Below are 24,313 nucleotides of genomic sequence, written 5' to 3'. Positions count from 1 at the left end.
TCGTCGTCGAAGTAAACGACACCATCCAAACTCCGTTAAACGTCGTCGTCAAAGTAAACGACACCATCCAAACCCTCCCCAACCAAAAAAAGCCCCCGCAATTGCGGGGGACCTTATCATTATTTTTCAGTTTTTGTATATTCTTCGCCTTTATCTGTTGCTGCGTCTTCGCCTTCATCATCGAGTATTTCACGGACGTTGTACATTTCGTACTGCGGTTCGTGTTTTCCTCTTTGGATGTCGAGTGCATAGTGACATGCAACTTTGTGGAAGCCTGCGTATTCAGCATCTTTCTGCTCAAGCTCCGGCACTTCCGTACGGCAGTGATCTGTCGCAAACGGGCATCTCGTATGGAAGCGGCAGCCCGTCGGCGGATCAATTGGTGACGGCACATCGCCGCGCAAGAAAATGCGTTCTGATTTTTTACGCGGGTCCGGTACAGGTATTGCTGACAGCAATGCTTTCGTGTACGGGTGCTGAGGGTTTTCAAAGATAGAATCTGTATCTCCGACCTCAACGATTTTCCCTAAATACATTACGATGATGCGGTCGGCAATATGACGGACAACACCAAGGTCATGTGAGATAAAGAGATAAGTTAATCCGAGATCGCGCTGCAGTCTCTTTAACAGGTTAAGCACCTGAGCCTGGATTGATACGTCCAGCGCAGATACGGCCTCATCACAAATGATTAATTTAGGATTAACTGAGAGCGCACGTGCAATCCCGATACGCTGGCGCTGCCCGCCTGAAAATTCATGAGGGTAGCGGTCGATCTGGTGGCGCTGCAGTCCTACAGTTTCCATCAATTCAATAATACGGTCGTTGCGCTCTTTGCGGGGAACGACTTTTTGAATATCCATGGCTTCCCATAATGTCTGTCTGACAGTTTTACGCGGGTTTAATGACGCGTACGGATCCTGGAAAATAATCTGCATATCTTTTCTCATTTTGCGCATCTCATCTTTAGACATGGCAAGAACGTCCTGGCCTTCGAACTCAACTTTACCGCCAGTAGGTTCATCGAGACGAAGAATGGCACGGCCTGTAGTTGATTTACCACAGCCTGACTCACCAACAACTGCTATCGTTTCACCTTTATCGATTGAAAAAGTAATACCGTCGACAGCTTTAACATGGTTGACTGTACGTCCAAGGAAGCCCCCTTTAATCGGGAAGTGCTGCTCCAGATTTTCAACATTTAATAATGGTTGTTTACTTGGCATTTACCTGTACCTCCTTATCTCCATCCCACTGATCAGTATAAATCCAGCATCTGACTTCGTTGCCGTCTCCCTGATCTTCGAGTTCAGGCAGCGTGTTGCAAATATCCGATGCGAAAGGGCAGCGGGGTGCAAAACGGCAGCCGGACGGCATTTCGTTTGGTGCAGGTACATTACCTTTAATCGGAATCAGCTCATCCTGCGCTTTATCGTGGCGCGGCAGTGAGTTTAAGAGTCCGACAGTGTAAGGGTGTTTCGGATTTTCAAATAATGTATAAACATCAGCAAATTCAACAACCTTTCCGGCATACATTACAGCGACATAATCGCATGTCTCTGCAACAACACCGAGGTCGTGTGTAATCATAACAACACTCATGCCGATCTCTTCCTGAAGTTCTTTAATCAGTTCGAGAATTTGCGCCTGAATTGTTACATCGAGGGCAGTAGTCGGCTCGTCGGCGATAAGCAGTTCAGGCTTGCAGGCCAATGCCATCGCAATCATAACGCGTTGTCTCATACCGCCTGAGAGTTCGAAAGGGTACTGGTCAACGCGTTTTTCCGGTGAAGGAATGCCGACGAGTTCAAGCATTTCAATTGCGCGTTTTGTACCTTCTTTTTTACCGAGACCTTCATGAATTTTATAAGATTCACGAAGCTGCTGGCCGATAGTGAATGTCGGGTTAAGCGACGTCATCGGCTCCTGGAAAATCATTGAGATTTCATTACCGCGGATTTGGCGCATGCGTGAATTTTTAACTTTTGTTAAATCCTCGCCTTTATATTTAATGCTGCCTCCGATAATTTCACCGGGGCTTTCTATTAATCTTAAAACCGAGAGGGCAGAAATACTTTTACCTGACCCGCTCTCTCCAACGATACCTAAAGTTTTACCTTTAGGAACCTGGAATGTCACTCCGTCGACAGCCTTTACTTCGTTGGAATCAACGAAGAAGGAAGTGCGGAGATCTTCTATATCGAGAATCATTTCTTCTGACATGATTTTCACTCCTTCTTAGTTTAAGTCCACCCGTTTGTTCAGCAGTCTGTACGTAATATCAACGACCAGGTTAACGATAACGAACACTACCGCGATAACGAGTATTGCACCCTGAACGACAGGGAAGTCGCGCTGAAGGATTGAATCGATGATTAACCTTCCGAGTCCATTGATTGCGAAAACACTTTCCGTAAGTACAGAACCGGCCAGAAATGAACCGAACTGGATACCGATAACAGTAATTACCGGAATCATCGCGTTTTTAAGCGCGTGGCGTAAAATAACTGTACCTTCTTTAACACCTTTGGCACGTGCGGTACGAATGTAATCCTGATCAATGACATCGAGCATGCTGCTTCGTGTCATACGTGCAATTATGGCAGCACCGGCCGTACCGAGCGTAATAACCGGCAGAACGTTCTGTTCAAGACTGCCCCAGCCTGTAGGTTTAAAGATTTGAAATTCAATTGCAAACCATTGGATTAACATCAGTCCAAGCCAGAAGTTTGGCATTGACAGACCGAACAGTGCAACAACCATCATTGCAACATCTTCAAATGTATATCTTCTTACTGCTGAAATAATTCCGGCTAACAGACCCCAGAAAACACTGAAAATCATAGCCATTACAGATAGTTCAAGTGTAATTGCAAAACGTGCGCTGATATGGTTGAAAACGGGAATGTTGTCACGAATAGAAGAACCGAAGTCCAGCTGTGCCGCGTTCCCTAAAAATCTGAAATATTGCTCGTAAAGCGGGTCGTTTAGCCCGAGCCTTGCCTCAATCGCTTTAACAGTAGCTTCCGGTGCACTTTCTCCGGCCATAATCACAGCAGGGTTACCCGGAGTGAGGTGCATCAGACTGAATACGAGTACCGTAACTCCGAGGAGCACGGGAATAAGCTGCAGCAATCTGCGAATTATAAATTTTGTCATGATATCCTCCTCCTATTTCTTGGCTTTCGGATCCAGAGCATCGCGAAGACCATCTCCGAATAAGTTAAATGCGAGTACTACGATAACGATCATCATACCAGGGAAGAATGTAATGTGTGCTGCCTGGTACATGTAGTTACGTCCGTCGTTAAGCATAGCCCCCCACTCAGGAGTCGGCGGCTGTACACCTAACCCTAGGAAAGACAGACCCGCTGCTGATAAAATCGCAGTTGCGACAAATAGAGTTGTGTTAACGATAATCGGCGACATTATATTCGGCAGAATGTGCTGGAATATAATTTTTCCGTCTTTTGCACCGAGTGCTCTGATTGCGTCGATATACTCGAGTTTCCGCGTTGTCAGCGTAGACCCGCGGACAATACGTGCGAACTGCGGCAGTGCTCCGATTGCAATAGCGACGGTAACGTTGATTGTACTTCCGCCGAGAACACTCACAATCGCAAGTGCAAGCAGGATGCCCGGGAATGCAAGCAGGACATCCATTAAACGCATGATGACAGTATCAAGCCATCCGCCATAATAACCTGCAAGGAGACCGATCGGCACTCCGACTAAGGCAGCCATAAAGGTTGCTGCGAAACCTACACCCAGTGTTATGTACATTCCGTGAAGAATACGATAAAAGATATCGCGGCCCAGGTGATCTGTTCCAAACCAGTACTGCGCTGAAGGACCCAGCAGTTTATCAGTAAGGTTTGTAGCGTTTGAATTCACGCCCAATATATTATAGTTAGCGTCCAGTGCGCCAAAGATTGAAACGAAAAATAAAAATACCAATACGTAAAGACCGACAAGCGCTGCTTTGTTTTTTCGAAGCTTCTTATAGAAGTCTTTGAAATTGTCGAGTCTACGATTGGCAGGTTTTCTTACTGGAACCTGACTTGGTTGTATATTTGACATACAACTTAAACCCCCTCTAAAAACTAAATATTAAGATAAATCTAAATATAACAGACATATTTATTCATAATATATCGTTGTATAGACTATACCAAGAATGAATCCCTTAAGTCTATACTTTTTACTGCCAATATTCTCAAAAATCTACAAATTGAAAGCGTTTCCTTAATGGTATCAACGGTTGCGGCTTTTAGCAATTTTAAAATAGATGTTGCAACTTTTTAATTCCGAGTGCTATAATCTGGATTACAATGCATATAGATTTACTATGAATTGATTATATCACAACAACGGAGGCTGTAAATTGGCAAAGAAATATTATACATATTTATTAATGGCTGCACTTATATTCGTGCTCGCTGCCTGTACGAGCGACTCGGATGTCGAAGTTTCAGATGAAGAAGGAAATACAGAAGAACCGGCGGCAGGCGGAGATCTTGTTGCATCTTACGCCACGGATGTTTCTTCGCTTGACCCGGCAGGGCAAAATGATCTGCCGTCGGATCAGCGCAGAAATGTGATTTACGAAGGACTGCTTTACTTAAATGACGACCTTGAACCGGAACCGCGTCTTGCTGAGACTTACGAACAGACAGATGAGACGACTTGGGAGTTCCATCTGCGGGAAGGAGTTAAGTTTCACGACGGCACTGAATTTACCGCTGAAGCAGTAAAAGCGAATATCGAAAGAATTGTCGATCCTGCAGTCGCATCATCCCGCGCGAATATTTTCGAAATGATAGAAGAAGTCAACGTTATCGATGATTATACAGTTGAAATCATTACGGAGTATCCGTTTGCGGCACTGCCGAATTATCTGGCACACGATGCGGGAGGTATGGTCTCTAAGGCGGTTATCGATGAAGATTATCAGAATGCGATCGATGAAGCAGGACTTGATATGACACTGGATGAGTTTTACAGCCTGCGTGAAAACGGCGGCGAAGCTTATGAAGAAGCAGCAGAAGAAGCGGGCAGTCATACCGGCGCAGTCGTCGAACAAAACCCTGTCGGTACAGGCTATATGAAATTTCAGTCCCGTTCACCTGGTGAAAATGTAGTCGTTGAACACTTCGATGACTATTGGGATACACCGGCAAAACTCGATACGATCACATTTAAAGTCGTTGCAGAAGATGCCTCAAGAATCGCTGAACTTGAAACCGGCCAGTCTCATTTTATTCAGGGATTTGATAATGCTCAGTGGGACCGTATAGAGAACCATCCGGAAATGGAAACACATCCGGTGTACAACCTGTCTAACGAATACGTCGGCATGAACACACAAGAAGGGCCGCTTGAAGATAAACGGGTACGGCAGGCAATCGGCCATATGGTCGACAAAGAAACGATTATGGACGGAATATACTACGGCATCGGCCGCACCATGAAAGGCGCTCTTCAAGAGGAGATTCTCGGGTATAACGAAAATCTTGAAGATCTCCAGTACGATCCGGAACGTGCGAAAGACTTGCTTGAAGAAGCAGGCTACGGTGACGGCTTTGACTTAACGATTATGACAAATGACTCACCGGAGCGTGTCGACCTTGCGATTTACCTGCAGGAAGAACTGAAAGAAGTCGGAATTAATTTAAATATTGAACAGCTTGAATGGGGTGCTTACCTGGAAGCAGTATCAAACGGAGAACACGACTTATTCCTTCTCGGCTGGCCGAATCCTGTCGGCGACCCGGATCAGGGCATCTGGCCGCTGTTCCATTCATCGATGCAGGGAGCAGGCGGCAACCGTACTTTCTTTGACAACGAAGAAGTTGATGAGCTGCTTGAACAGGGACGAAGAGAGCTGGATGATAACAAGCGCGAAGCAATCTATCAGGAAATTGATGAAATACTCGTAGAAGAACAGCCGGCAGTCTTTATCAGGCAGGCCCAGAGTGCGAATGCTGCACGTGCCGAAGTAGAAGGGCTCTATATCAGCCACTTTAATAAACCGGATTTCAGAAATGTCACTATTAATGAGCAGTAGGGTTTTATCATAAAAAAATGACCTTAATCCAGGGGGATGTATAAGATGAAGTATTTCAAACGTTTAACTATCGCTGCAATGGCACTTGGACTTGCAGCTTGTACGAGTGATGCAAATGTGGAAGTTGCAGATGAAGACGGCGAAACGAATACTTCAGGGGGAGATTTCATCGCATCTTATGCAAGTGATACTTCATCACTTGATCCGGCCGGGCAGAATGATTTGCCGTCGGATCAGCGGAGAGATGTGTTATATGAAGGATTATTTGATATAGACGAGAATATGGAACCGGAAATGACACTGGCCGCGGATTTTGAACAGGTGAATGATACAACCTGGGAATTTAAGTTGAGAGATGATGTGAAGTTCCATGACGGCACAGACTTTAATGCGGAAGCTTTTAAAGCGAGTATCGAACGTATTGTTGACCCGGCTGTTGCGTCATCACGGGCGAATATTTTTGAAATGATTGAAGAAATTAATGTGCTTGATGACTATACGGTCGAAGTGGTAACGGAATATCCATTTGCGGCGCTGCCGAATTATCTGGCGCACGATGCCGGCGGTATCGTTTCTAAAGCAGTTATCGATGAAGATTATCAGAACGCAATTGACAATGCCGGGCTCGATATGACGGCAGATGAATATTACGGACTCCGAGCTGAAGGCGGCGAAGAATTCGATAAAGCTGCGAATGCAATCGGCAGTGATACGGGTGCAGTGATTGAACAAAACCCGGTTGGTACAGGATACATGAAGTTTCAGTCTAGAACTCCCGGGGAATCAGTAGTTGTTGAACGCTTTGATGATTACTGGCGTGAACCTGCAAAAATTGATACGCTGACCTTTAAAGTGGTAACCGAAGCGACAGCGCGTATTGCAGAACTTGAAACCGGCCAGTCCCACTTTATCTACGGCATTGAAAATTCCCAGTGGGACCGCCTTGTAAATAATCCGGAAATAGTCACCGAAGACGGTGTATATAATATTTCCAATGAATATGTCGGAATGAATACAGAAAAAGGTGCGCTAGCCGACAAAAAGGTACGCCAGGCGATTGCTCATATGGTGGATAAAGAAGCGATTATGGAAGGTGTCTACTACGGTCAGGGGCGCACGATGAAAGGCGCACTGCAGGAAGAGGTGCTCGGCTACGACGAGGATCTGGAAGATCTTGAACATAACCCGGAGCGTGCAAAAGAGTTAATGAAAGAAGCGGGCTATGAAGACGGCCTGAGCTTAAAAATTATGACGAACGATGTACCTGAACGTATTGATATCGCGGTGCTGCTGCAGGAAGAGCTGAAAGAAATCGGTATTAATCTTGAAGTTGAACAGCTTGAGTGGGGTACTTACCTCGAAGCTATATCGAACGGCGAACATGATTTATTTATCCTAGGCTGGCCGAATGCAGTAGGCGATCCGGACCAGGGGCTGTGGCCGCTGTTCCACTCTTCAATGAAAGGGCCGGGCGGCAACCGTGCCTTCTTTGACAACGAAGAAGTCGATAAACTCCTTGAAGAGGGACGTCAGGAATCAGATTCGGATAAGCGGGCGGAAATTTATAAACAAGTTGACCAGATACTCGTTGAAGAACAGCCGTCTATTTTTATCAGACAGGCGGCAAGTGCTCATGCAGCACGTGCAGAAGTTGGAAATCTCGACACAGGACACCTGGCGAAACCCGATTTCAGAACGGTCACCTTGGAAGAACAAACTGAGTAACAATCACTGGACAGAAGCAGAACTGCTATTACTATAGTAGACTTTGCTTCTGTTTTTCTTTTGAATTTACATTTATCAGAGTAAAAGAAAAAAATAGCTCTTTCTTTCTTTTGGCTCTACAATATATAGTAAGTAAAGAAAAAATGCTCAATATTTTCTTCGGAGGTTGTAACATGGATCAATGGTATAAAATAGATAATACAGGGAAGATATTTCATGCAGTATCGAACGCTTCGAACTCTGCAGTCTTTCGTGTATCGATGACGCTTCACGAAATGGTTGATCCAAAAATTCTGCAGGAAGCACTGGATATTGTTGTGCTGAGGTTCCCTACCTTGACGGTCAGAGTCCGTAAAGGACTGTTCTGGGATTTCCTTGAACAGAATGATCAGGTGCTGCTCGTTAAAGAAGAAACGGATTATCCGTGTGCACCGATAGATAGAAAAGAGAATAATGCATTTTTAATCCGTGTGCTGTACTTTAAAAAACGCATCTCAGTCGAAGTATTCCATTCACTGACAGATGGCGGCGGTGCAGCCGAATTTTTAAAAACATTAGCGTATGAGTATTTACTGCTGAAAGGTGAACCGGTTGAAGCGGACGGCACATATATTATGCTGCCGCACGATGCACCAAAACGAGAAGAAGTGGAAGACAGCTTCGAAAAATATGCAACATCGCGTGCGGTTAAAAATCCGGCATCAAGCGATAAGAAAGCATACCAGCTGAAAGGTACGACATTAAACCCGCCGGGAATTAACGTTATTCAGGGGATAGTCGATGCCAAAGCGCTCAATACATTTGCAAAAGCCGAGGGTACCTCGCTGACAGGTTTTTTAACAAGTTTGCTGATAAAAGTCATTCATATGGAAAAACACCGGGAAAAATCTAAATCTTCACTAATAACAGTAGCGATGCCGGTCAGTCTGCGGCGGCATTTCCCTTCGGTATCTATCCGAAATTTTTTTTCGGTTTCGAATATTGGTGTGAGGATGAGCGATGATGTACCGCTTGAAGAAATTATCGAACAGGTAACACAGCAGCTGATTGCTAAAACTGATAAGAATTTTCTGCAGGAAAGTATTAACCGGTTCGTGGCCTTTCAAAGTCATTTATGGCTAAGAATCGTTCCCGTATTCATTAAATATCCGGTGATGCGTTTTGCATTTAACCAGTTCGGCGAGAGGGCAAAGACATTGACTCTGTCGAACCTCGGCAATATTCAGCTGCCGGAATCGATGCGGCCCTATGCCGATTCGATGGATGTCGTACTTTATCCGACAAATAAAAGTCCGATTAACTGCGGCACGGCAACAGTAAACGATAAATTAACGATTACATTTTCACGTTCAATAGAGGAAAATAAAATTATAAAAACGTTTTTTAAAGAAATTACAAGACTGACAGGACTTGATGTGACAGTATCTTCAAACGGATGGGGTGAGTAGCAATGAACAGATGCACGGAATGCGAAATCGTCACGGCGGAAAATACATGTCCGCTGTGCCATAAGCTGCTGTCTGAAGATAGAAATACTGAAGAAACGAGGGCGTACCCCGTCTACGATCAGCAGGAATATAAAATGCGCGCACGCATATCGAGACTCGCAATTATCGGCGGTATACTTGCAACGCTGATCTGCTTTATAGTGAACTTAATAGTTATGCCGCATTTCCTGTGGGTATTCTATGTGGCGGTCGCAGTCTTTTATCTGCTTGTATCACTGAACCATACGATACTGTCAGCCTCGCATCTCGGCGGTAAGATAACCGCCCAGGTCGTTAGTCTGACAATACTTTTACTCGTAATCGACGGCATGTCGGGTTCAATGCAGTGGTCGGTCAATTACGTCGTGCCGTTTGTGATTATTGCAGGCATCATGCTGATTTCAATTATCATTATAAAGGTCCGTCTGAAATGGACGGGCTACATCAGCTTTCTGCTTCTGATGATTGCGCTCGGTTTTCTGCCGCTTATACTTTACTTTACGGGGGTGGCAGACGTGCTGTGGCCAAGCGTATCCGCAGCATCGTTCGGTGCAGCAACATTTATTGCAATGCTGCTGATTGCCAACCAGTCATTCATGACACAGCTCGGCAGAAGATTCCATTTTTAATATAATAGAAGATAAAGGGACGGGTAAAATGAAAATATTATTTAGAGGTGCGGCAGTTTTGACAGCAGTTTTCGGTGTCATTATGTATATATACCGGGCGCTGTTTGTACATAAGAGAAGTATCGGCAGCGAACTGGCTGAAGATTTAATCAGAGTTGCGAACTTTGATTTAGAAGACGTGAATGAGGAAATGCTCGAACGTAATGCTGAAGAAAACCGGCGGGAGTATGAAATTCCAAAAAGTATCGTTACCTCTCATATTGAAAGCTGTGAAGTGTCGGGCATGAAAGTGTTCAGCATGTCACCAAAGACCCCGAAGAGCAGACAGCGGGTACTGTATTTGCACGGCGGCGGTTATATTCATCAGCCGTCCGTATTCCACTGGCGTTTTTTAAGCAAACTCGTCAGAGAAACAGGCATGGAATTTATCGTGCCGATTTACCCGAAGGCACCGGAACATACTTATATCGAAGCATACGAAGCAGTGCAGGACTTGTATAAACAGCTCGTTCAGGAAAGTGAAAATATAATCATTATGGGAGACTCTGCAGGCGGAGGACTGACACTCGGGCTTGTACAATGGATAAAAAAAGCATCGCTGCCGCTGCCGAAGGCGCAAATCGTCATTTCACCCTGGCTCGATATTACGCTGAGCAATCCTGAAATTGAAAAATTTGAAGCGGTGGAACCGATGTTGAAAACAGATAATTTAAAAGTTATCGGGAAAATCTGGTCGGGTGATGCTGCACCAGACCATTACAAAGTATCGCCGATGTTTGGTGATTTAACTGGTCTGCCGAAATTATACTTGTTTGCAGGAACGCGTGAAATTATTTTGCCAGATGCAAGGAAATACGCTGAACTGCTCGATAAAGCCCGGGCAGATTACGAGTATTACGAATATGCTATGCAGAATCATGTCTTTCCGCTCTATCCGATTAAAGAAGGTATTGAAGCAAGAAGGCAGATTAAGGATATCCTTTTGGAATATGATAATTAAAATCTTCAGGAAGCAGAACAGTGATTCTGCTTCTTTTTTTGCGATTTTTTTGGATAATAGAATAATTCTATAGTCCTGATTAACAACACCGCATCGTATTTACCATCCCAAAGCTACATCTTGAGAATATAAAATCTCGTTCCAATAACCATTAAATAAGTAAGCGTATTCAATAATTAGATTTTTCTGAAATAACAGTTGTATAATTTTAACTTCTAGTGTAAAATTCTGAATATTATAAGAAGTGCTTACAGCTTCTTGAATTGGGGGGAATCAAATGAAAAAATTTAGTTTTATGGCATTGCTCGGCGTATTAATACTTATTCTCGCAGCATGTACTGATGACAGTAATGTGGAAGAGGAAGCAACTGAAGGGGAAGAGACTGCAGCTGCAGAAGGCGGTACTCTGACCTTGGCAATACCAAGTGATGCAGTATCGATGGATCCGCACGGCAGTAACGATGTACCGTCGGAACAAATCCGCGATACAATTTATGAGCCGCTCTTAACACAGGATGAGAATTTTGAAATTGTTCCTGTCTTAGCTGAAGAGTATGAACAGGTTGACGATACAACGTGGCAATTCACACTTCGCGAAGGTGTTACTTTCCATGACGGAAGTGAATTTAATGCAGATGTCGTTAAAGCGAATATTGAACGTGTAAAAGACCCGGCGAAAGCTTCACCGCGTTCATTCCTGCTCGAGATGGTGAGCGAAGTTAACGTTATCGACGATTACACTGTAGAACTTGTGACTGAGTATCCTTTTGCACCGCTTGCGAACAACTTAACTCATGGTGCAGGCAAAATGATCAGTAAAGATTTGATCGATGCAGATTATCAGCAGGCACTCGATGAAGCAGGCAGCGATTTATCTCTTGAAGAGTATTACGACCTGCGCGCTGAAGGCGGAGAAGAGCATGAAGCAGTAGCAAATGAAATCAGCTCTTTTGTCGGCCAGCTTGTTGAATCTGAACCTGTTGGAACAAACTACTTCAAGTTTGATTCGAGAAGCCCTGGAGAACAAACTGCTGTAGTACGCAACGATGATTACTGGGGAGACACAGCACTGCTTGACGGTGTAACATTTAAAGTAGTCTCTGAACCAGGTTCACGTATTGCTGAACTTGAGTCAGGTTCATCAGATGCAATTTTAGCGACACTATCCAGTAATATTGACCGCGTGGAAAATAACGAAGATGTAACACTTCTGCGCAATGATTCAGTATCGATTGACTACATCGGTTTCAATACTGAAAAAGAACCGTTTGACGACCCGAGAGTACGCCAGGCAATTACGCATGCATTTGACAGCGAGGCTGTACTTGATGGAGTGTATAACGGATCAGGTACACCGGCAGAAGCACCGCTTGCACCGGGAGTACTCGGTTATTCTGAAGACCTTGAAGGTCTGGAATATAATATGGACCGTGCCCAGGAACTGCTGGATGAAGCAGGTGTAGAAGACTTAACAATTAACTTAATGGTTAACGATGATAACCCTGAACGTGTAGACGTAGCCCTGTGGCTGCAGGAATCATTAAGCAACCTTGGTATTACAGTGAACGTTGAACAAGTTGAGTGGGGCGCGTACCTTGCAGCGACAGGCGCAGGGGAACACGATATGTTCATCCTTGGCTGGAGCAACTCAACAGGTGATCCGGATAACGGAATCTCACCGCTGTTCCACAGTGATAACATCGGTGACACTGGTAACCGTTCATTCTACAACAACCCTGAACTGGACAGTATTTTAGATGAAGCCCGCCAGTCAACTGAAGAAAGTGAGCGCGAAGAACTGTATATGGAAGCTCAGCAAATTTTAGTAGATGAAGCACCGGCAATCTTTATCCGTCACGGGGAAAACTTAAACGCATACGGCAATCACGTTGAAGGATTCGAAGGCGATGCGTACAACATCTTCAACTTCAGAGGCACTTCAATTCAATAAGTGAAAAACTGGCAAGGTAAACTGCCCGGAGATCTTAAGAATAGGATTTCCGGGCAGTTTTTCGATTCAGCACTCTATTGTAAAAAATTGAAAGTTTTTACGGAATATAAAACTATTAGTACGTATTCGGGGTATAGGTGATATAAAAGTGAATATTAGAAGCAGGGGGCGTTTTTCATGAAGAGGTTTAGTTTTATCTCACTGACAGTATTTTTCCTGTTCATTCTCACAGCATGTATAGATGACAGCAATGTTGATGAAGAAACGGGCAGCTCTGATACTGGCGCTGAAGAACAAGGCGGCGATATGACTATTGCGATTCCATCGGATATCGTGTCGCTCGATCCGCATGGCAGTAACGACGATCCGTCCGAACAGATACGGGATACAATCTACGAGCCGCTTGTTACTCACGATGAGGATTTAAATATCGTGCCGGCTCTCGCAGAAGAGTACGAGCAGATTGATGATACGACGTGGAGTTTTAAATTGCGGGAAGGTGTGAAGTTTCACGACGGCAGCGATTTTAATGCTGATGCAGTGAAAGCGAACATAGAACGTATTCAGGACCCGGCAAGAGCTTCTGCCCGTTCTTCACTCCTTGATATGGTCAGCGAAGTTAATATTATCGATGATTACAATATTGAACTCGTGACAGAATATCCATATGCACCGCTGTTAAATAATTTATCTCATGGTGCCGGTAAAATGATCAGTAAAGAACTGATTGACGCGGATTATGAAAATGCACTGGAACAGGCGGACAGTGATTTATCACTGGAGGAGTATTATGAACTGAGAACTGCGGGCGGAGATGATTATGATGCTGCAGTTGAAGACATCAGCCAGTTTGTCGGGGAAATGGTAGAAACCGGACCTGTCGGCACAAATTACTTTAAGTTTGAATCGAGAAGCCCGGGTGAGGAAACGGCAGTTTCACGCAACGACGATTATTGGAATACGCCGGCACTGCTGGAAAGTATAACGTTTAAAGTTGTAACAGAACCGGGGACTCGCATTGCGGAACTTGAATCAGGGTCGTCGGATGCGATTCTATCCACATTGACAAGCAATACCGACCGTATTGAGGAGACGGACGGCATGACCTTAATGCGGAGCGATGCTGTTAACGTTGACTATATCGGTTTCAATACAAGCAAGGAACCATTTGATGATCCGAAAATCCGTCAGGCAATTTCGCATGCTTTTGACAGCGAAGCGGTGCTCGATGGAGTCTATAATGGTTCCGGTATACCGGCGAACGGTCCGCTTGCACCGGCCCTGCTCGGTTATTCCGAAGAACTTCAAGGTCTTGAATACGATATGGAGCGCGCTGAACAGCTGCTCGCTGAAGCAGGCGCAGAAGATTTAACGATTAATCTGATGGTAAATGATGATAACCCCGAGCGTCTGGATGCCGCTTTGTGGCTGCAGGAATCACTGAATGAAATCGGTGTTACGCTGAATGTTGAACAAGTCGAGTGGGGTGCTTATCTCGATGCGACAGGCAATGCGGAACACGATATGTTTATCCTCGGCTGGGGCAACACGACGGGAGACCCGGATGAAACGATTACGTCACTATATCATACGGAAAACCACGGGAATAACGGGAACCGTTCATTCTACAGCAACTCTGAACTCGATTCACTGCTGGACGATGCACGCCAGGAAACTGATGAAGATACACGCGAAACAATGTATATCGATGCCCAGGAAATAATTATTGAAGAAGCACCTTCCATTTTTATCCGTCACGGAGAATATTTAAATGCATATAACGACAACGTCCATGAATTTAAAGCCAACGGTTTCAACATGCTGGATTTCAGCGAAACTTATATTGATAGTGAATAAAGATAAAATTTCATTATACAGTCATGACAAAGTGAAATGTCATGGCTGTCTTTTTTTAACTGTGTTTAATATACACACACTCATAAAAATTATTGAAAGCGCTTTATTTTGAATAAAGAGCATGCTATAGTGAGGATGGTTGAAATTTGAAGGAATAATTATTACTGATTGCAATGATAATTTTTTCAAAATTCAACCTTGTAAGAAAAATTGTTTTGCGGTAATATTGTAAGAGTGAAATTTTAGGATTCGAAATAATCTTAAAATTTAAAATTAATTAGGGGGAAATACATAATGAAGAGCCTTAAACAACTGCTTACTTTAAGTATTGTACTGATGTTTACATTAGTACTGGCAGCTTGTACAAGCGACAGCGACGTTGAGCCTGAAGCTGAAGACGGCGCATCAGAAGGTACACCGGCCGGCAGCCAGGACCTTGTTATCTCTGAAATGAGTGACATTGTTTCAATGGACCCGCACGGCAATAACGACGTACCATCATCAAACGTGCGTTACAACTTATACGATGGACTGACTGTCCTGAATGCAGATATGGAAGTTGAACCTGGTCTTGCGACTGAGTGGGAACAGGTAGATGACACAACATGGAGCTTTACTCTCCGTGACGATGTAACCTTCCACGATGGCACACCTTTCAACGCGGAAGCTGTTGTTGCCAACTTAGAACGCGTACTTGATCCGGCTATGGCATCACCACGTATGTTCTTATACGAAATGGTTAGCGATGTTGAAGCAGTAGATGAGTACACAGTTGAAATTACAACTGAATATCCGTTCGCTCCATTGCTTGCGCACCTTGCACATGATGGCGGCGGAATGATCAGTAAAGATGTAATCGATACTGATTACCAGGAAGCACTTGACGCTGCAGGTGAAGATATGACTGCAGGAGAATATTATGAATTACGCGATAGCGGTGATGCTGAGGAAGTTCAGGATGCAATTTCTTCTGATCTTGGCGAATACGTCACTGCAAATCCTGTAGGAACAGGCGCTTTTAAATTACAGGAACGCACACCGGGTGAGCAGGTTGTCCTTGAGCGCAATGACGATTACTACGGTGAAGCTGCAACACTCGACACAGTAACATTTAAAGTAGTTCCAGAAACGGCGTCACGTATTGCTGAAATCGAATCGGGCACTTCCCATGTTGCAGGTGCTGTTGAATCGAGCAACGCAGACCGTATTGCTAATGGAGCAGAGACTGAACTTGACGAAACAGAATCAATGTCACTTTCTTATATCGGCTTTAACACTGAAAAAGAACCTTTAGACGATGAAAGAGTACGTCAGGCAATTTCTTATGCTATTGACCGCGAAGAAATTATCAGCGGAGTATACGACGGTGTAGGTATTCCGGCACAAGGGCCGTTAGCTCCGGGTGTCTTCGGCTACGATGAAAATGTTGAAGGTATTTCTTACGATATCGAACGTGCTAAAGAATTGATGGCAGAAGCAGGTTACGAAGACGGGCTTGATCTGTCAATCTGGACTAACGACAGCCCGGAACGTGTAAATACTGCAATCTATCTGCAGGAATCACTGCAGGAAATCGGCATCAACTTAACTGTTGAACAGCTTGAGTGGGGCGCGTACTTGGAAGAAACAGCTGCAGGAAACCACGATATGTTTATCCTCGGCTGGTCAACTGTAACTGGTGATGCGGACTACGGTACTTATCCGTTATTCCACTCATCAATGCATGGTGACCCGGGTAACCGTTCATTCTTATCAGACGATAAAGTAGACGAATTGCTTGAAGCAGGACGTCAGGAAACTGATGAAGAAGCGAGACTTGAAATTTATTCAGAACTTCAAGATTATCTCGTAGATGTAGCGCCAATGGCCTACATTCACCACCAGAACTACTTAACAGGCTTAAATGCCAACGTTCAGAATTTCTGGGTTGATGCACAGGGTATTTATCATGTGGATCAGGTAACAATTGAAGAATAGTAAAGATTGAAGGACCCGGCATTTTTGCCGGGTTTTTTCTATAAATTTAAAAATATACATATGAATGGTATAATATTGGGTAAGATTAACTATAGGTGGATATGATGAAAAAACTGATAATGCTAATATTTGTACTGGGACTTGCGGCCTGCAGCAGCGAATCTACCCAGGCGGAAAAAGATCTGGAAAACGTCAACAATGAAATTGCTGAGCTGGAAGAGGAAATTAATTCCCTGCAGGGTGATAATGAAGCGCTTCAGCAGAATGTGGATGCGAAAGAATCAGAACTGGAGGCACTCGAGCAGGAATTCGAAGAAAACCAGCAGCCTGATGAAGAGGAAGATGAAGAAGAAAACGAAGAGTAAAGGAGTTTTATCATGCATGAAGAGAAGTTTTATTTAATTGAAGGTAAAAAAATGAAGCTCGAAGAGCTGGCAAAAGAAATTGAAGCGGCTACCGGCGGCGAACTGGAAGATGTTCAAGGTTCGATTAACCGTGTTGTCGTGAAAAAACCGGCACCGGAAGAGGGCTTTGAAACTTTTACTATTACGTTTAAAGAAAAGCATACGGTCGACTTCATCGATGCAGTCGTGACAACGGATAACAAGAAGAAAAATCTTGAAGACTACGACTTTGAAAACAGTGAATTTACCGTGCGTTTAATCAGTTACATCCGCCGCGATGTGCCGATTCAAAATGAAGCAGAACTTTAATAGATAGGCCTGAAGTAAAATGAAATATATTAAGACAAAACGTCTGATTTTACGCGACTGGCAGGAAAGTGATTTAAAAACCTTTATTAGAATGAATCAGGATCCGGACGTCAGGCGCTATTTTCCAACGCTGGTAACACCCGAGGAATCTGTTGCATATGCGCGCACCGCTCAAAAGTGCATTATCGACAGAGGCTTCGGTCTGTTTGCTGTTGAACGGAAAGATACGAATGAATTTATCGGTTTTACGGGAATTCACGTACTGGAAGCAGATGACACTCTCGATTTTGATTTCCTGCCCTGTATAGAAATAGGCTGGCGGCTTCAAAAGAAACACTGGAACCAGGGCTTTGCGACAGAAGCCGCCCGCGGAGTATTAAAATTCGTCGAACGCCAGACGGATATTAAGGAAGTTTACGCTTATACAGCAGTGCGGAATATTCCTTCGATTAATATTATGGAAAAAATCGGCATGGAACCGGTGCAGACTTTTGATCATCCGGGTATTATGGACGGGCATTCTTTGAAACGGCACGTGCTGTTTAAAAAATCCACACAAAAAGAGCGCAGATTCAAACTGTAAACTTGAATCCGTGCTCTTTTTTTACTGCTTATTTTAAATCTTCGTAAGTTCTCACTGCTACAGGGACATATGATTCAAAGCCCTCAAGAATATCGTTAAGGTTATCATGGATGAACAGCATATCAAGATAACGCTCTTCTAGAAAACCTTCTTCAATCGATTTGTGGATTACGGTTTTCAGCGCATCAAAATAACCGTCAACGTTCAATATGCCAATCGGCTTTTCATGCAGACCGAGCTGTCCCCAAGTAAAAACTTCAAAGAATTCTTCAAGGGTGCCGGCACCGCCGGGCATCATAATAATTGCATCGCCTTCTGCTTCCAGCTCAAGTTTGCGCTGGTGCATAGACTGCACGATGCGCATATCACTGACGCCGGGGTGAGCGACTTCGCGGTCGACAAGAAACTGCGGAATCACCCCGGTGACTTTGCCGTTTTCAGCGAGCGCGCCGTCTGCGACTGCGCCCATCAGACCAGTTGCGCCGCCTCCGTAAACGACGGTTAAGTTTTTACGGGCAGCATCTTCGCCTAATTTATAGGCAGCTTTTTCATAATTTTTGTTTTTCCCGGTTTTTGCACCGCAGAATACAGTAATTTTTTTAACGTTCATAAAGTATGCTCCTATGATGTTAAACTTATTTATTAAACATTAGCTCTTCGTAATTTTTAATTGTTTCATCTTTAATATAAGGATTACCGTCGCCGATAACGCGTTTTCTCTTGTTCGCATGTTCAAAGTTCATGCGGCGGTGTTTATTGAAGAGACTGTTGCTGTTTCGCAGGTTCTCTTTTTCTTTTTTCTTTTCTGCAGCGTACTTTTCACGTGCCGCACTGCGCGGGTCTAAAATGTTTTTATGCTGCTGGCGAAGCGGTAAATTCTCATCCTGCTGATCGTTTGAGTTTCTTGTGAATTCTGTGTCGTTGAGAACTTTTTCTTCATTAATTTCCTGGATGTTTGTCATTTTCTCACTGCTTTCATTAATTTGAATTGCGTTACCTGTATATGGTACCAGTTCATTCTGAACTTTGTCATCTTCTTCACTGTCTTCAAACATATATTTTTCACCGTAAACCGGTTCTTCATTATCCGGCTCTGTCAGTTTGTCAGTGTTAATATCCGGTGTCGGCGAGTTCTGTGACATCAGTTCATCGGACACTGTCATGCCGTCTTTAATATCATCGGCAGATTTTTCACTGTGTGACTGGAAGATTTTCGGCACAAAAGAAGAACGGTTTTTATCGCTGCTGTCCGCCTTGCGCTTTTCTTTATGAGCTGCCTTGTCTTTCTCAAAACGCTTTTCAAGCGATTCTTCCTGCTCGAGGCTCTTCTGATAATTTTTAACTTCCTTATTATAGCTGCGTTCTTCAAGCGTATCGCTTACTTTCGTACCGATAGTCTGGGCGGTATTTTTCGTCGTTTCGTAAGCACTTGAGGCAGCATCTTTACTGCTGTCTCTAACGCGCGTGTAAACTGAATTCGATACTGCCCCGAGCTTTTGCATATCGGGATGTTTCGCTATCTTTTTACGTTCATTAAATAAGGGAACCGCAATCAATGGTATAATTGTAGCTAACATTTTTAAATTTTTATTCACTGGGACTGACCTCCATATAAATAGCTGTTTAGATTAATTATACAATACCCTCGGCAAGAAAGAATTAAACGGGTACCAAGGTTTAAATAATTTCAATTAATGGTATGAATATAAAGAATAGACGAGGAGGATTCAACATGTCAAATATAAATGAAACGATGAAATTAAAAGATATTCTATTTAAGGTGCCGGCAGCGGCAGGCGTCTTCCGCGAAATCGATATTGATTTTGTTAATCACGGCGACCAGACTTTAAAGAAAGCTCATGAAGCAGGGAATTTTAATCTGGAAAACATTTTATATGAAGTCAACGAATTCGCGAAACAGCGGATTGAGGGAATCGATGTATCCTTTATGGATCAAACGAGCATTATTAAGTATATCGAACGTAAATATTACGACGACCTGCTGGATGAACTGCCGGTTCTAAATGACTACGTCGAAAAACTCGCCAAAAAATATAAAAAAGAAGATGTTGAATACGATAAAGTGGCCGAACTCTTCTATAATATTTACCGGGAAATGACAGTGCATATTGAAACGGAAGAATCCGATGTGTACCCGCTGCTACTGACGTATTATGAACAGAAAAGTTCAGTCGCTTTTGAAGCACTGAAACCGCACATTACAAGATTACTCGATGAACATCGAAATATCGTCAACTGGTTCAAGCAAATCCGTTCGCTGACAAACGGCTACACACCAATCGACAGCAACGAGCCGTTAAACGTCTTCGTACTGAAGAAACTGGAAGAAAATGAGAAGAATATTATGACCCTCCTGCATCTGGAAAACAATCTGCTGTTTACGCCGTTCAGGTAATATAACTTTGTTATGAAAACCCGCTCATGTGAGCGGGTTTTTGGGTTTTATGAGGATATTAGAAGGCTGGCGCGCCACTGTGGCTTTAACAATGACAGAATAACAGGCTTATCCCGTCACTGTGGTTCCCACAATAACCCGGCAGCTGTTTTATTTGACCGCCCCAACAAAAAACCGGACGCATCTCCAGCGCCCGGCTTAATCTTAATCAATCTACCTATACTATTCTTGTGTTTTCGGGAGTTCAACAGTAAAAGTCGAGCCGACTCCTTCTGTGCTTTTCACATAGATTTCACCTTCGTGGGATTCGACCAGGTGTTTGACAATGGCGAGACCGAGTCCCGTGCCGCCTGAATGACGGCTTCGGGCTTTGTCGACGCGATAGAAGCGTTCGAACAGCCGATCGAGGCTTTCTTCCGGTATGCCCATCCCGGTATCGCGCACGTTCAGGACAACTTTCGACGACCGTTCTTCAACATCGATATAAATATGTCCGTTATCAGATGTGTAGTTGACCGCATTTGCAACCAGGTTCAGTACAATCTGTCCGAGCCGGTCTTTATCGGCTTCCACGTACACCGGGGAACTGTCTTCCGGCAGATGCAGCGTAATATTTTTGTCGTGTGCAAATTTTGAAATAGTCCGCGTGGAATTTTTAATCACCGTCTTTATATCCACATTGGTAATTTCGAGCGGCATCGCCTGCTTTTCAATTTTCGACAACTCAAGTAAATCGGTAATCAGACGGTTTAACCGTTCGCTGTCGTCGTATATAATCTGCAGGAACTGTTTAGCCGTCGCTTCATCCGGCACATCGCCGCTGAGCAGTGTTTCGGCAAATCCTTTCACCGAAGTAATCGGCGTTTTCAATTCATGCGACACATTCGCAACGAATTCACTGCGCATTTTCTCAAGGCGTCTGATGTTGGTAATATCATGCAGCACGATAATCGCGCCGCGCTGCTGCCAGCCCTGGCTGTAATACGGCGCGATATGCACATCCAGAATTCGTTCTTCCGGGAAGTAAAGATGCGCTTCATCGTGCCGGCTGACATTATCTTCAATTACCGTCTCAATTAAATGGTCGATACCGAGCGGGCCGAATACGTAATTGTATTCTCTCTGGTAAATTTTTGAAGTATGTTTCGATAAAAAGCGCTCCGTTGCCTGGTTTGTCAGCGCAACTTCACCTTTATCGTCTATTAGCACCACACCGCTGACCAGATTCGACAGAATACTGTTTAATTGCTTTTCACTTTCTTCTATTTCATTAACGTGGGCCTGTAGACTTGCAGCGAGCGCGTTGACAGATGTATTTAAATTACCGATTTCGCCGGAATAATCCGAGTTAATACGCGCACTGTAATCTTTATTCTGCAGCCGCTTTGTTACGTTAATCACTCTGTTGATGGGCTTCGTAATATTGTAGCTCAATAGCGCTGCTGAAATAACGGACACGAGGAGAATAATAAACAGTATTGCACTCAGCGTTGTCCAGATGGCACTGATGGCATTATCAATCGATTCTGTAGAAACAGAAGTTCTGACAGCACCGATAATCTCACCGTTGGCTTCGAAGGGAATTGCCACGTACATCATCGACATATCCTGCGTATCGCTCAACCTGACAGATTCACCGATTTCCTGATTTCTAACGAGTACCGCATCGATTTCCGGCCGGTTAATATGGTTGTCCATCGTTTCAATATCGCTTTCGGTATCCGCAATTACCGTACCGTCTTTAGCGATAATCGTATAGCGGAGCGTAATTTCTTCATCAAAATGGCTCGTCCATTCATCGAGTGTCTCCCGGTCTTCATCCAGACCGCCGAGCGTAATCACTTCCGACACCAGCTGGGCATTTTCTATCAGATGTTCTTTCGTCATATCCGTATATGTATTTTGAATAATCGAACTGATAAAAAACCACAGCACCAGTATAAATGTAATCGATAATATTAAATAAGATCCTGTGATTTTCAGCCACAGACGCTGCATTTAATCCTGTCCTTCCATCTTGTAACCGAAGCCGCGGATCGTTCGTATATACACCGGCTGCTTCGTATCCGCTTCGATTTTTTCACGCAAATGGCTGATATGAACATCCACAATGCGCGTATCACCGTCGTAATGGAAATCCCAGACACCGTTTAAGAGCTGGTCGCGGCTCAAAACCTTGCCGCGGTGGTTAGCAAGATACAGAAGCAATTCGAATTCTTTCGGTGTCAGCACCAGCTGTTCACCTTTAAACATCACCATATATTTGTCGGGATGAATTTCCAGCTCGCCGATTTTAATCACTTCATCTTTCGCCTCAGCCTGAACGAGGTTGGTCCGGCGTAAAATGGCTTTAACCCGCGCGACGACTTCTCTCGGACTGAACGGCTTGGTCATATAGTCATCGGCGCCGAGTTCAAGACCGAGAATTTTATCGAACTCATCATCTTTTGCTGTCAGCATTAAAATAGGTGTGTTAATTTTTTCCTGGCGGAGCGTTTTGCAGACATCCATGCCGTCCATGCCCGGCAGCATCAGGTCGAGAACGATCAGCGTAAGATCTTCATTCACAGCAATTTCCAGCGCATCATTGCCGTTTTCAGCTGTGAGCACTTCAAAACCGCTCTGCTCCAGGTTGAATTTCAGTAAGGTTAAAATTGATGGTTCATCATCAACGACTAGCAGCTTCTTCATCTATAAGACCCTCCGTAAATTTCATTAAGTTATAACAACTATATTTTAGCACAATTCATACAATTTACAGACGAACTTTACACCATCTTAACAATAAGGTTCTAAAGACCATTGTTTGTAAATCAATAAAATGATTTAGCCCCGTGTCTGTGATAAAATCAAGGATGAAAGCGTTACATAAATTTCTATATTAATGAGTGAAAAATAATGGATAACAGATATTCAAGACAGCTGCTCTATTCTAATATCGGCGAGCGGGGCCAAAAGCTTCTCGGAGAGAAAACAGCAGTGATTGTCGGACTCGGCGCACTCGGTTCTTTGTCGTCGGAAATGCTCGTGAGAGCGGGGGTCGGCAAGCTGATTTTAATCGACCGGGATTACGTCGAACTGACGAATCTGCAGCGCCAGACTTTATATAACGAAGAAGATGCAAGAGAGAAGAAACCGAAAGCCGCCGCTGCTTACGATAAACTGTCTAAAATCAACAGCGCTGTCGAAATTGAAGTGCATGTGGCGCACTGTGACGCAGGCTTGATTGAGTCGGTCGCACAAGAGGCGGACCTGATCCTTGACGGGACGGATAATTTCGATACGCGGATGCTGATTAACGATGCGGCTTTTAAATATAAGCTTCCATGGATCTATGCGGCCTGTATTGAAGGTTCATATTCCAGTGCAGCCTTTGTTCCGGAGAAAACTCCGTGCTTCAGATGCCTGACGCCGGTGCTGCCGGCGACGACCTTGACGTGCGACACTGCAGGTATTATCTCGCCGGCAGTCCATATGGCAGTCAGCCATCAGGTGACTGCAGCACTTAAAATTCTGACGGAACAGTTGACAGGGCCTTATCATATGCATATCGGCAATGTCTGGGATATGGATTATATGAAGTTCGATATCAGCAGCATGACGGAAAGCGCATGTCCGACCTGCCAGACGAAAGAATTCCCGGAACTGAACAGGGAAGAAACGAGCGCTATGAAATTCTGCGGTCGGGATATGATTCAGGTAATCGACGGCCGGCTGACTGAGAGCGTGGTAACAGAAACACTTGAACAGGCGGATATCGTCTATAAAAGAACGCCGTATTTTATCGAGTTTAACTACGGAGAGACACGTATCGTGAGTTTCTCTAACGGCAGAATGCTGATGCATAACGTCGTGAATTTAAATAAAGCACGGACCATCATCAATCAATTATTCGGCTAGGAGCGGAT

Annotated in this window: 21 protein-coding genes; 13 read left to right on the top strand and 8 right to left on the bottom strand. The window is 44.2% G+C overall.

What is annotated here, in order from left to right; translation table 11 throughout:
- Positions 1-119 precede the first annotated feature (119 nt).
- Genes IR135_RS08040 through IR135_RS08025 form a run of 4 tightly spaced genes read right to left on the bottom strand, consistent with a single transcriptional unit; the run spans position 120 to position 4,080 of the window.
- Positions 120-1,226: an ABC transporter ATP-binding protein gene (locus IR135_RS08040; RefSeq protein WP_135098389.1), complete on the bottom strand. Its 1,107-nt coding sequence runs from the start codon at positions 1,224-1,226 to the stop codon at positions 120-122.
- Positions 1,216-2,223, bottom strand: coding sequence for an ABC transporter ATP-binding protein (locus IR135_RS08035; protein WP_135098387.1), 1,008 nt, complete (start codon positions 2,221-2,223; stop codon positions 1,216-1,218). Before IR135_RS08035 ends, IR135_RS08040 begins: the two co-directional genes overlap by 11 nt.
- A 15-nt stretch (positions 2,224-2,238) precedes the next feature.
- Entirely contained in the window at positions 2,239-3,159 is a 921-nt protein-coding gene (locus IR135_RS08030; protein ID WP_135098385.1) for an ABC transporter permease, read from the bottom strand.
- A gap of 12 nt (positions 3,160-3,171) precedes the next feature.
- Positions 3,172-4,080, bottom strand: a complete 909-nt coding sequence (locus IR135_RS08025; RefSeq protein ID WP_135098382.1) for an ABC transporter permease — start codon at positions 4,078-4,080, stop codon at positions 3,172-3,174.
- 304 nt (positions 4,081-4,384) lie between these two features.
- Between IR135_RS08025 and IR135_RS08020 the strand changes: the two genes are divergently transcribed.
- The 11 genes from IR135_RS08020 (at position 4,385) to IR135_RS07970 (ending at position 17,989) form a co-directional block, all read left to right on the top strand.
- Positions 4,385-6,067, top strand: a complete 1,683-nt coding sequence (locus tag IR135_RS08020) for a glutathione ABC transporter substrate-binding protein (protein ID WP_228063463.1) — start codon at positions 4,385-4,387, stop codon at positions 6,065-6,067.
- Positions 6,068-6,112: 45 nt separating this feature from the next.
- Positions 6,113-7,792: an ABC transporter substrate-binding protein gene (locus tag IR135_RS08015; RefSeq protein ID WP_135098380.1), complete on the top strand. Its 1,680-nt coding sequence runs from the start codon at positions 6,113-6,115 to the stop codon at positions 7,790-7,792.
- A 173-nt stretch (positions 7,793-7,965) separates the two neighbouring features.
- On the top strand, positions 7,966-9,240 hold the full coding sequence (locus tag IR135_RS08010; protein ID WP_135098378.1) for an alcohol acetyltransferase: 1,275 nt from the start codon (positions 7,966-7,968) through the stop codon (positions 9,238-9,240).
- A 2-nt stretch (positions 9,241-9,242) separates the two neighbouring features.
- Positions 9,243-9,908 carry a DUF6320 domain-containing protein gene (locus IR135_RS08005; RefSeq protein WP_135098376.1) on the top strand — a complete coding sequence of 222 codons (666 nt, stop codon included), beginning with the start codon at positions 9,243-9,245 and terminating at the stop codon, positions 9,906-9,908.
- Between the two features lie 28 nt (positions 9,909-9,936).
- Positions 9,937-10,908, top strand: a complete 972-nt coding sequence (locus IR135_RS08000) for an alpha/beta hydrolase (RefSeq protein WP_135098374.1) — start codon at positions 9,937-9,939, stop codon at positions 10,906-10,908.
- A 277-nt stretch (positions 10,909-11,185) separates the two neighbouring features.
- Entirely contained in the window at positions 11,186-12,859 is a 1,674-nt protein-coding gene (locus IR135_RS07995) for a glutathione ABC transporter substrate-binding protein (protein ID WP_135098372.1), read from the top strand.
- A gap of 177 nt (positions 12,860-13,036) precedes the next feature.
- On the top strand, positions 13,037-14,716 hold the full coding sequence (locus tag IR135_RS07990) for a glutathione ABC transporter substrate-binding protein (protein ID WP_135098370.1): 1,680 nt from the start codon (positions 13,037-13,039) through the stop codon (positions 14,714-14,716).
- A 294-nt stretch (positions 14,717-15,010) separates the two neighbouring features.
- Positions 15,011-16,693 carry a glutathione ABC transporter substrate-binding protein gene (locus IR135_RS07985; RefSeq protein ID WP_135098368.1) on the top strand — a complete coding sequence of 561 codons (1,683 nt, stop codon included), beginning with the start codon at positions 15,011-15,013 and terminating at the stop codon, positions 16,691-16,693.
- 104 nt (positions 16,694-16,797) lie between these two features.
- The gene (locus IR135_RS07980; RefSeq protein ID WP_115885866.1) at positions 16,798-17,058 is read left to right on the top strand and encodes a hypothetical protein; all 261 of its coding nucleotides are present in this window, start codon (positions 16,798-16,800) and stop codon (positions 17,056-17,058) included.
- Between the two features lie 12 nt (positions 17,059-17,070).
- On the top strand, positions 17,071-17,406 hold the full coding sequence (locus IR135_RS07975) for a hypothetical protein (protein WP_135098366.1): 336 nt from the start codon (positions 17,071-17,073) through the stop codon (positions 17,404-17,406).
- Positions 17,407-17,425: 19 nt separating this feature from the next.
- Entirely contained in the window at positions 17,426-17,989 is a 564-nt protein-coding gene (locus IR135_RS07970; protein ID WP_115885864.1) for a GNAT family N-acetyltransferase, read from the top strand.
- Between the two features lie 28 nt (positions 17,990-18,017).
- On the opposite strand, the gene IR135_RS07965 is transcribed toward IR135_RS07970, so the two are convergent.
- Both IR135_RS07965 and IR135_RS07960 read right to left on the bottom strand, forming a co-directional pair.
- Positions 18,018-18,599, bottom strand: a complete 582-nt coding sequence (locus IR135_RS07965; RefSeq protein ID WP_135098364.1) for a TIGR00730 family Rossman fold protein — start codon at positions 18,597-18,599, stop codon at positions 18,018-18,020.
- Between the two features lie 25 nt (positions 18,600-18,624).
- Positions 18,625-19,584, bottom strand: coding sequence for a hypothetical protein (locus IR135_RS07960; RefSeq protein WP_135098362.1), 960 nt, complete (start codon positions 19,582-19,584; stop codon positions 18,625-18,627).
- A gap of 137 nt (positions 19,585-19,721) precedes the next feature.
- Here IR135_RS07960 and IR135_RS07955 point away from each other — a divergent pair, with 137 nt between their 5' ends.
- Positions 19,722-20,405, top strand: a complete 684-nt coding sequence (locus IR135_RS07955) for a hemerythrin domain-containing protein (protein WP_167753394.1) — start codon at positions 19,722-19,724, stop codon at positions 20,403-20,405.
- Between the two features lie 222 nt (positions 20,406-20,627).
- Here the strand turns inward: IR135_RS07955 and pnpS are convergent, their stop codons facing one another.
- Positions 20,628-22,403: a two-component system histidine kinase PnpS gene (pnpS, locus tag IR135_RS07950; RefSeq protein WP_135098358.1), complete on the bottom strand. Its 1,776-nt coding sequence runs from the start codon at positions 22,401-22,403 to the stop codon at positions 20,628-20,630.
- A complete protein-coding gene (locus IR135_RS07945) occupies positions 22,404-23,096 on the bottom strand; it encodes a response regulator transcription factor (RefSeq protein WP_135098356.1) in 693 nt (230 codons plus the stop codon).
- Between the two features lie 207 nt (positions 23,097-23,303).
- On the opposite strand from IR135_RS07945, the gene IR135_RS07940 reads away from it, so the two are divergent.
- Positions 23,304-24,305 carry a ThiF family adenylyltransferase gene (locus IR135_RS07940; RefSeq protein WP_135098354.1) on the top strand — a complete coding sequence of 334 codons (1,002 nt, stop codon included), beginning with the start codon at positions 23,304-23,306 and terminating at the stop codon, positions 24,303-24,305.
- Positions 24,306-24,313: the final 8 nt, after the last annotated feature.

The sequence above is a fragment of the Jeotgalicoccus nanhaiensis genome (genome assembly GCF_015235105.1).
Lineage (GTDB): Bacteria > Bacillota > Bacilli > Staphylococcales > Salinicoccaceae > Jeotgalicoccus > Jeotgalicoccus nanhaiensis.
The sequence above is the reverse complement of the archived record's forward strand: the minus strand, read 5'-3'. Positions and strand labels throughout refer to the sequence as shown.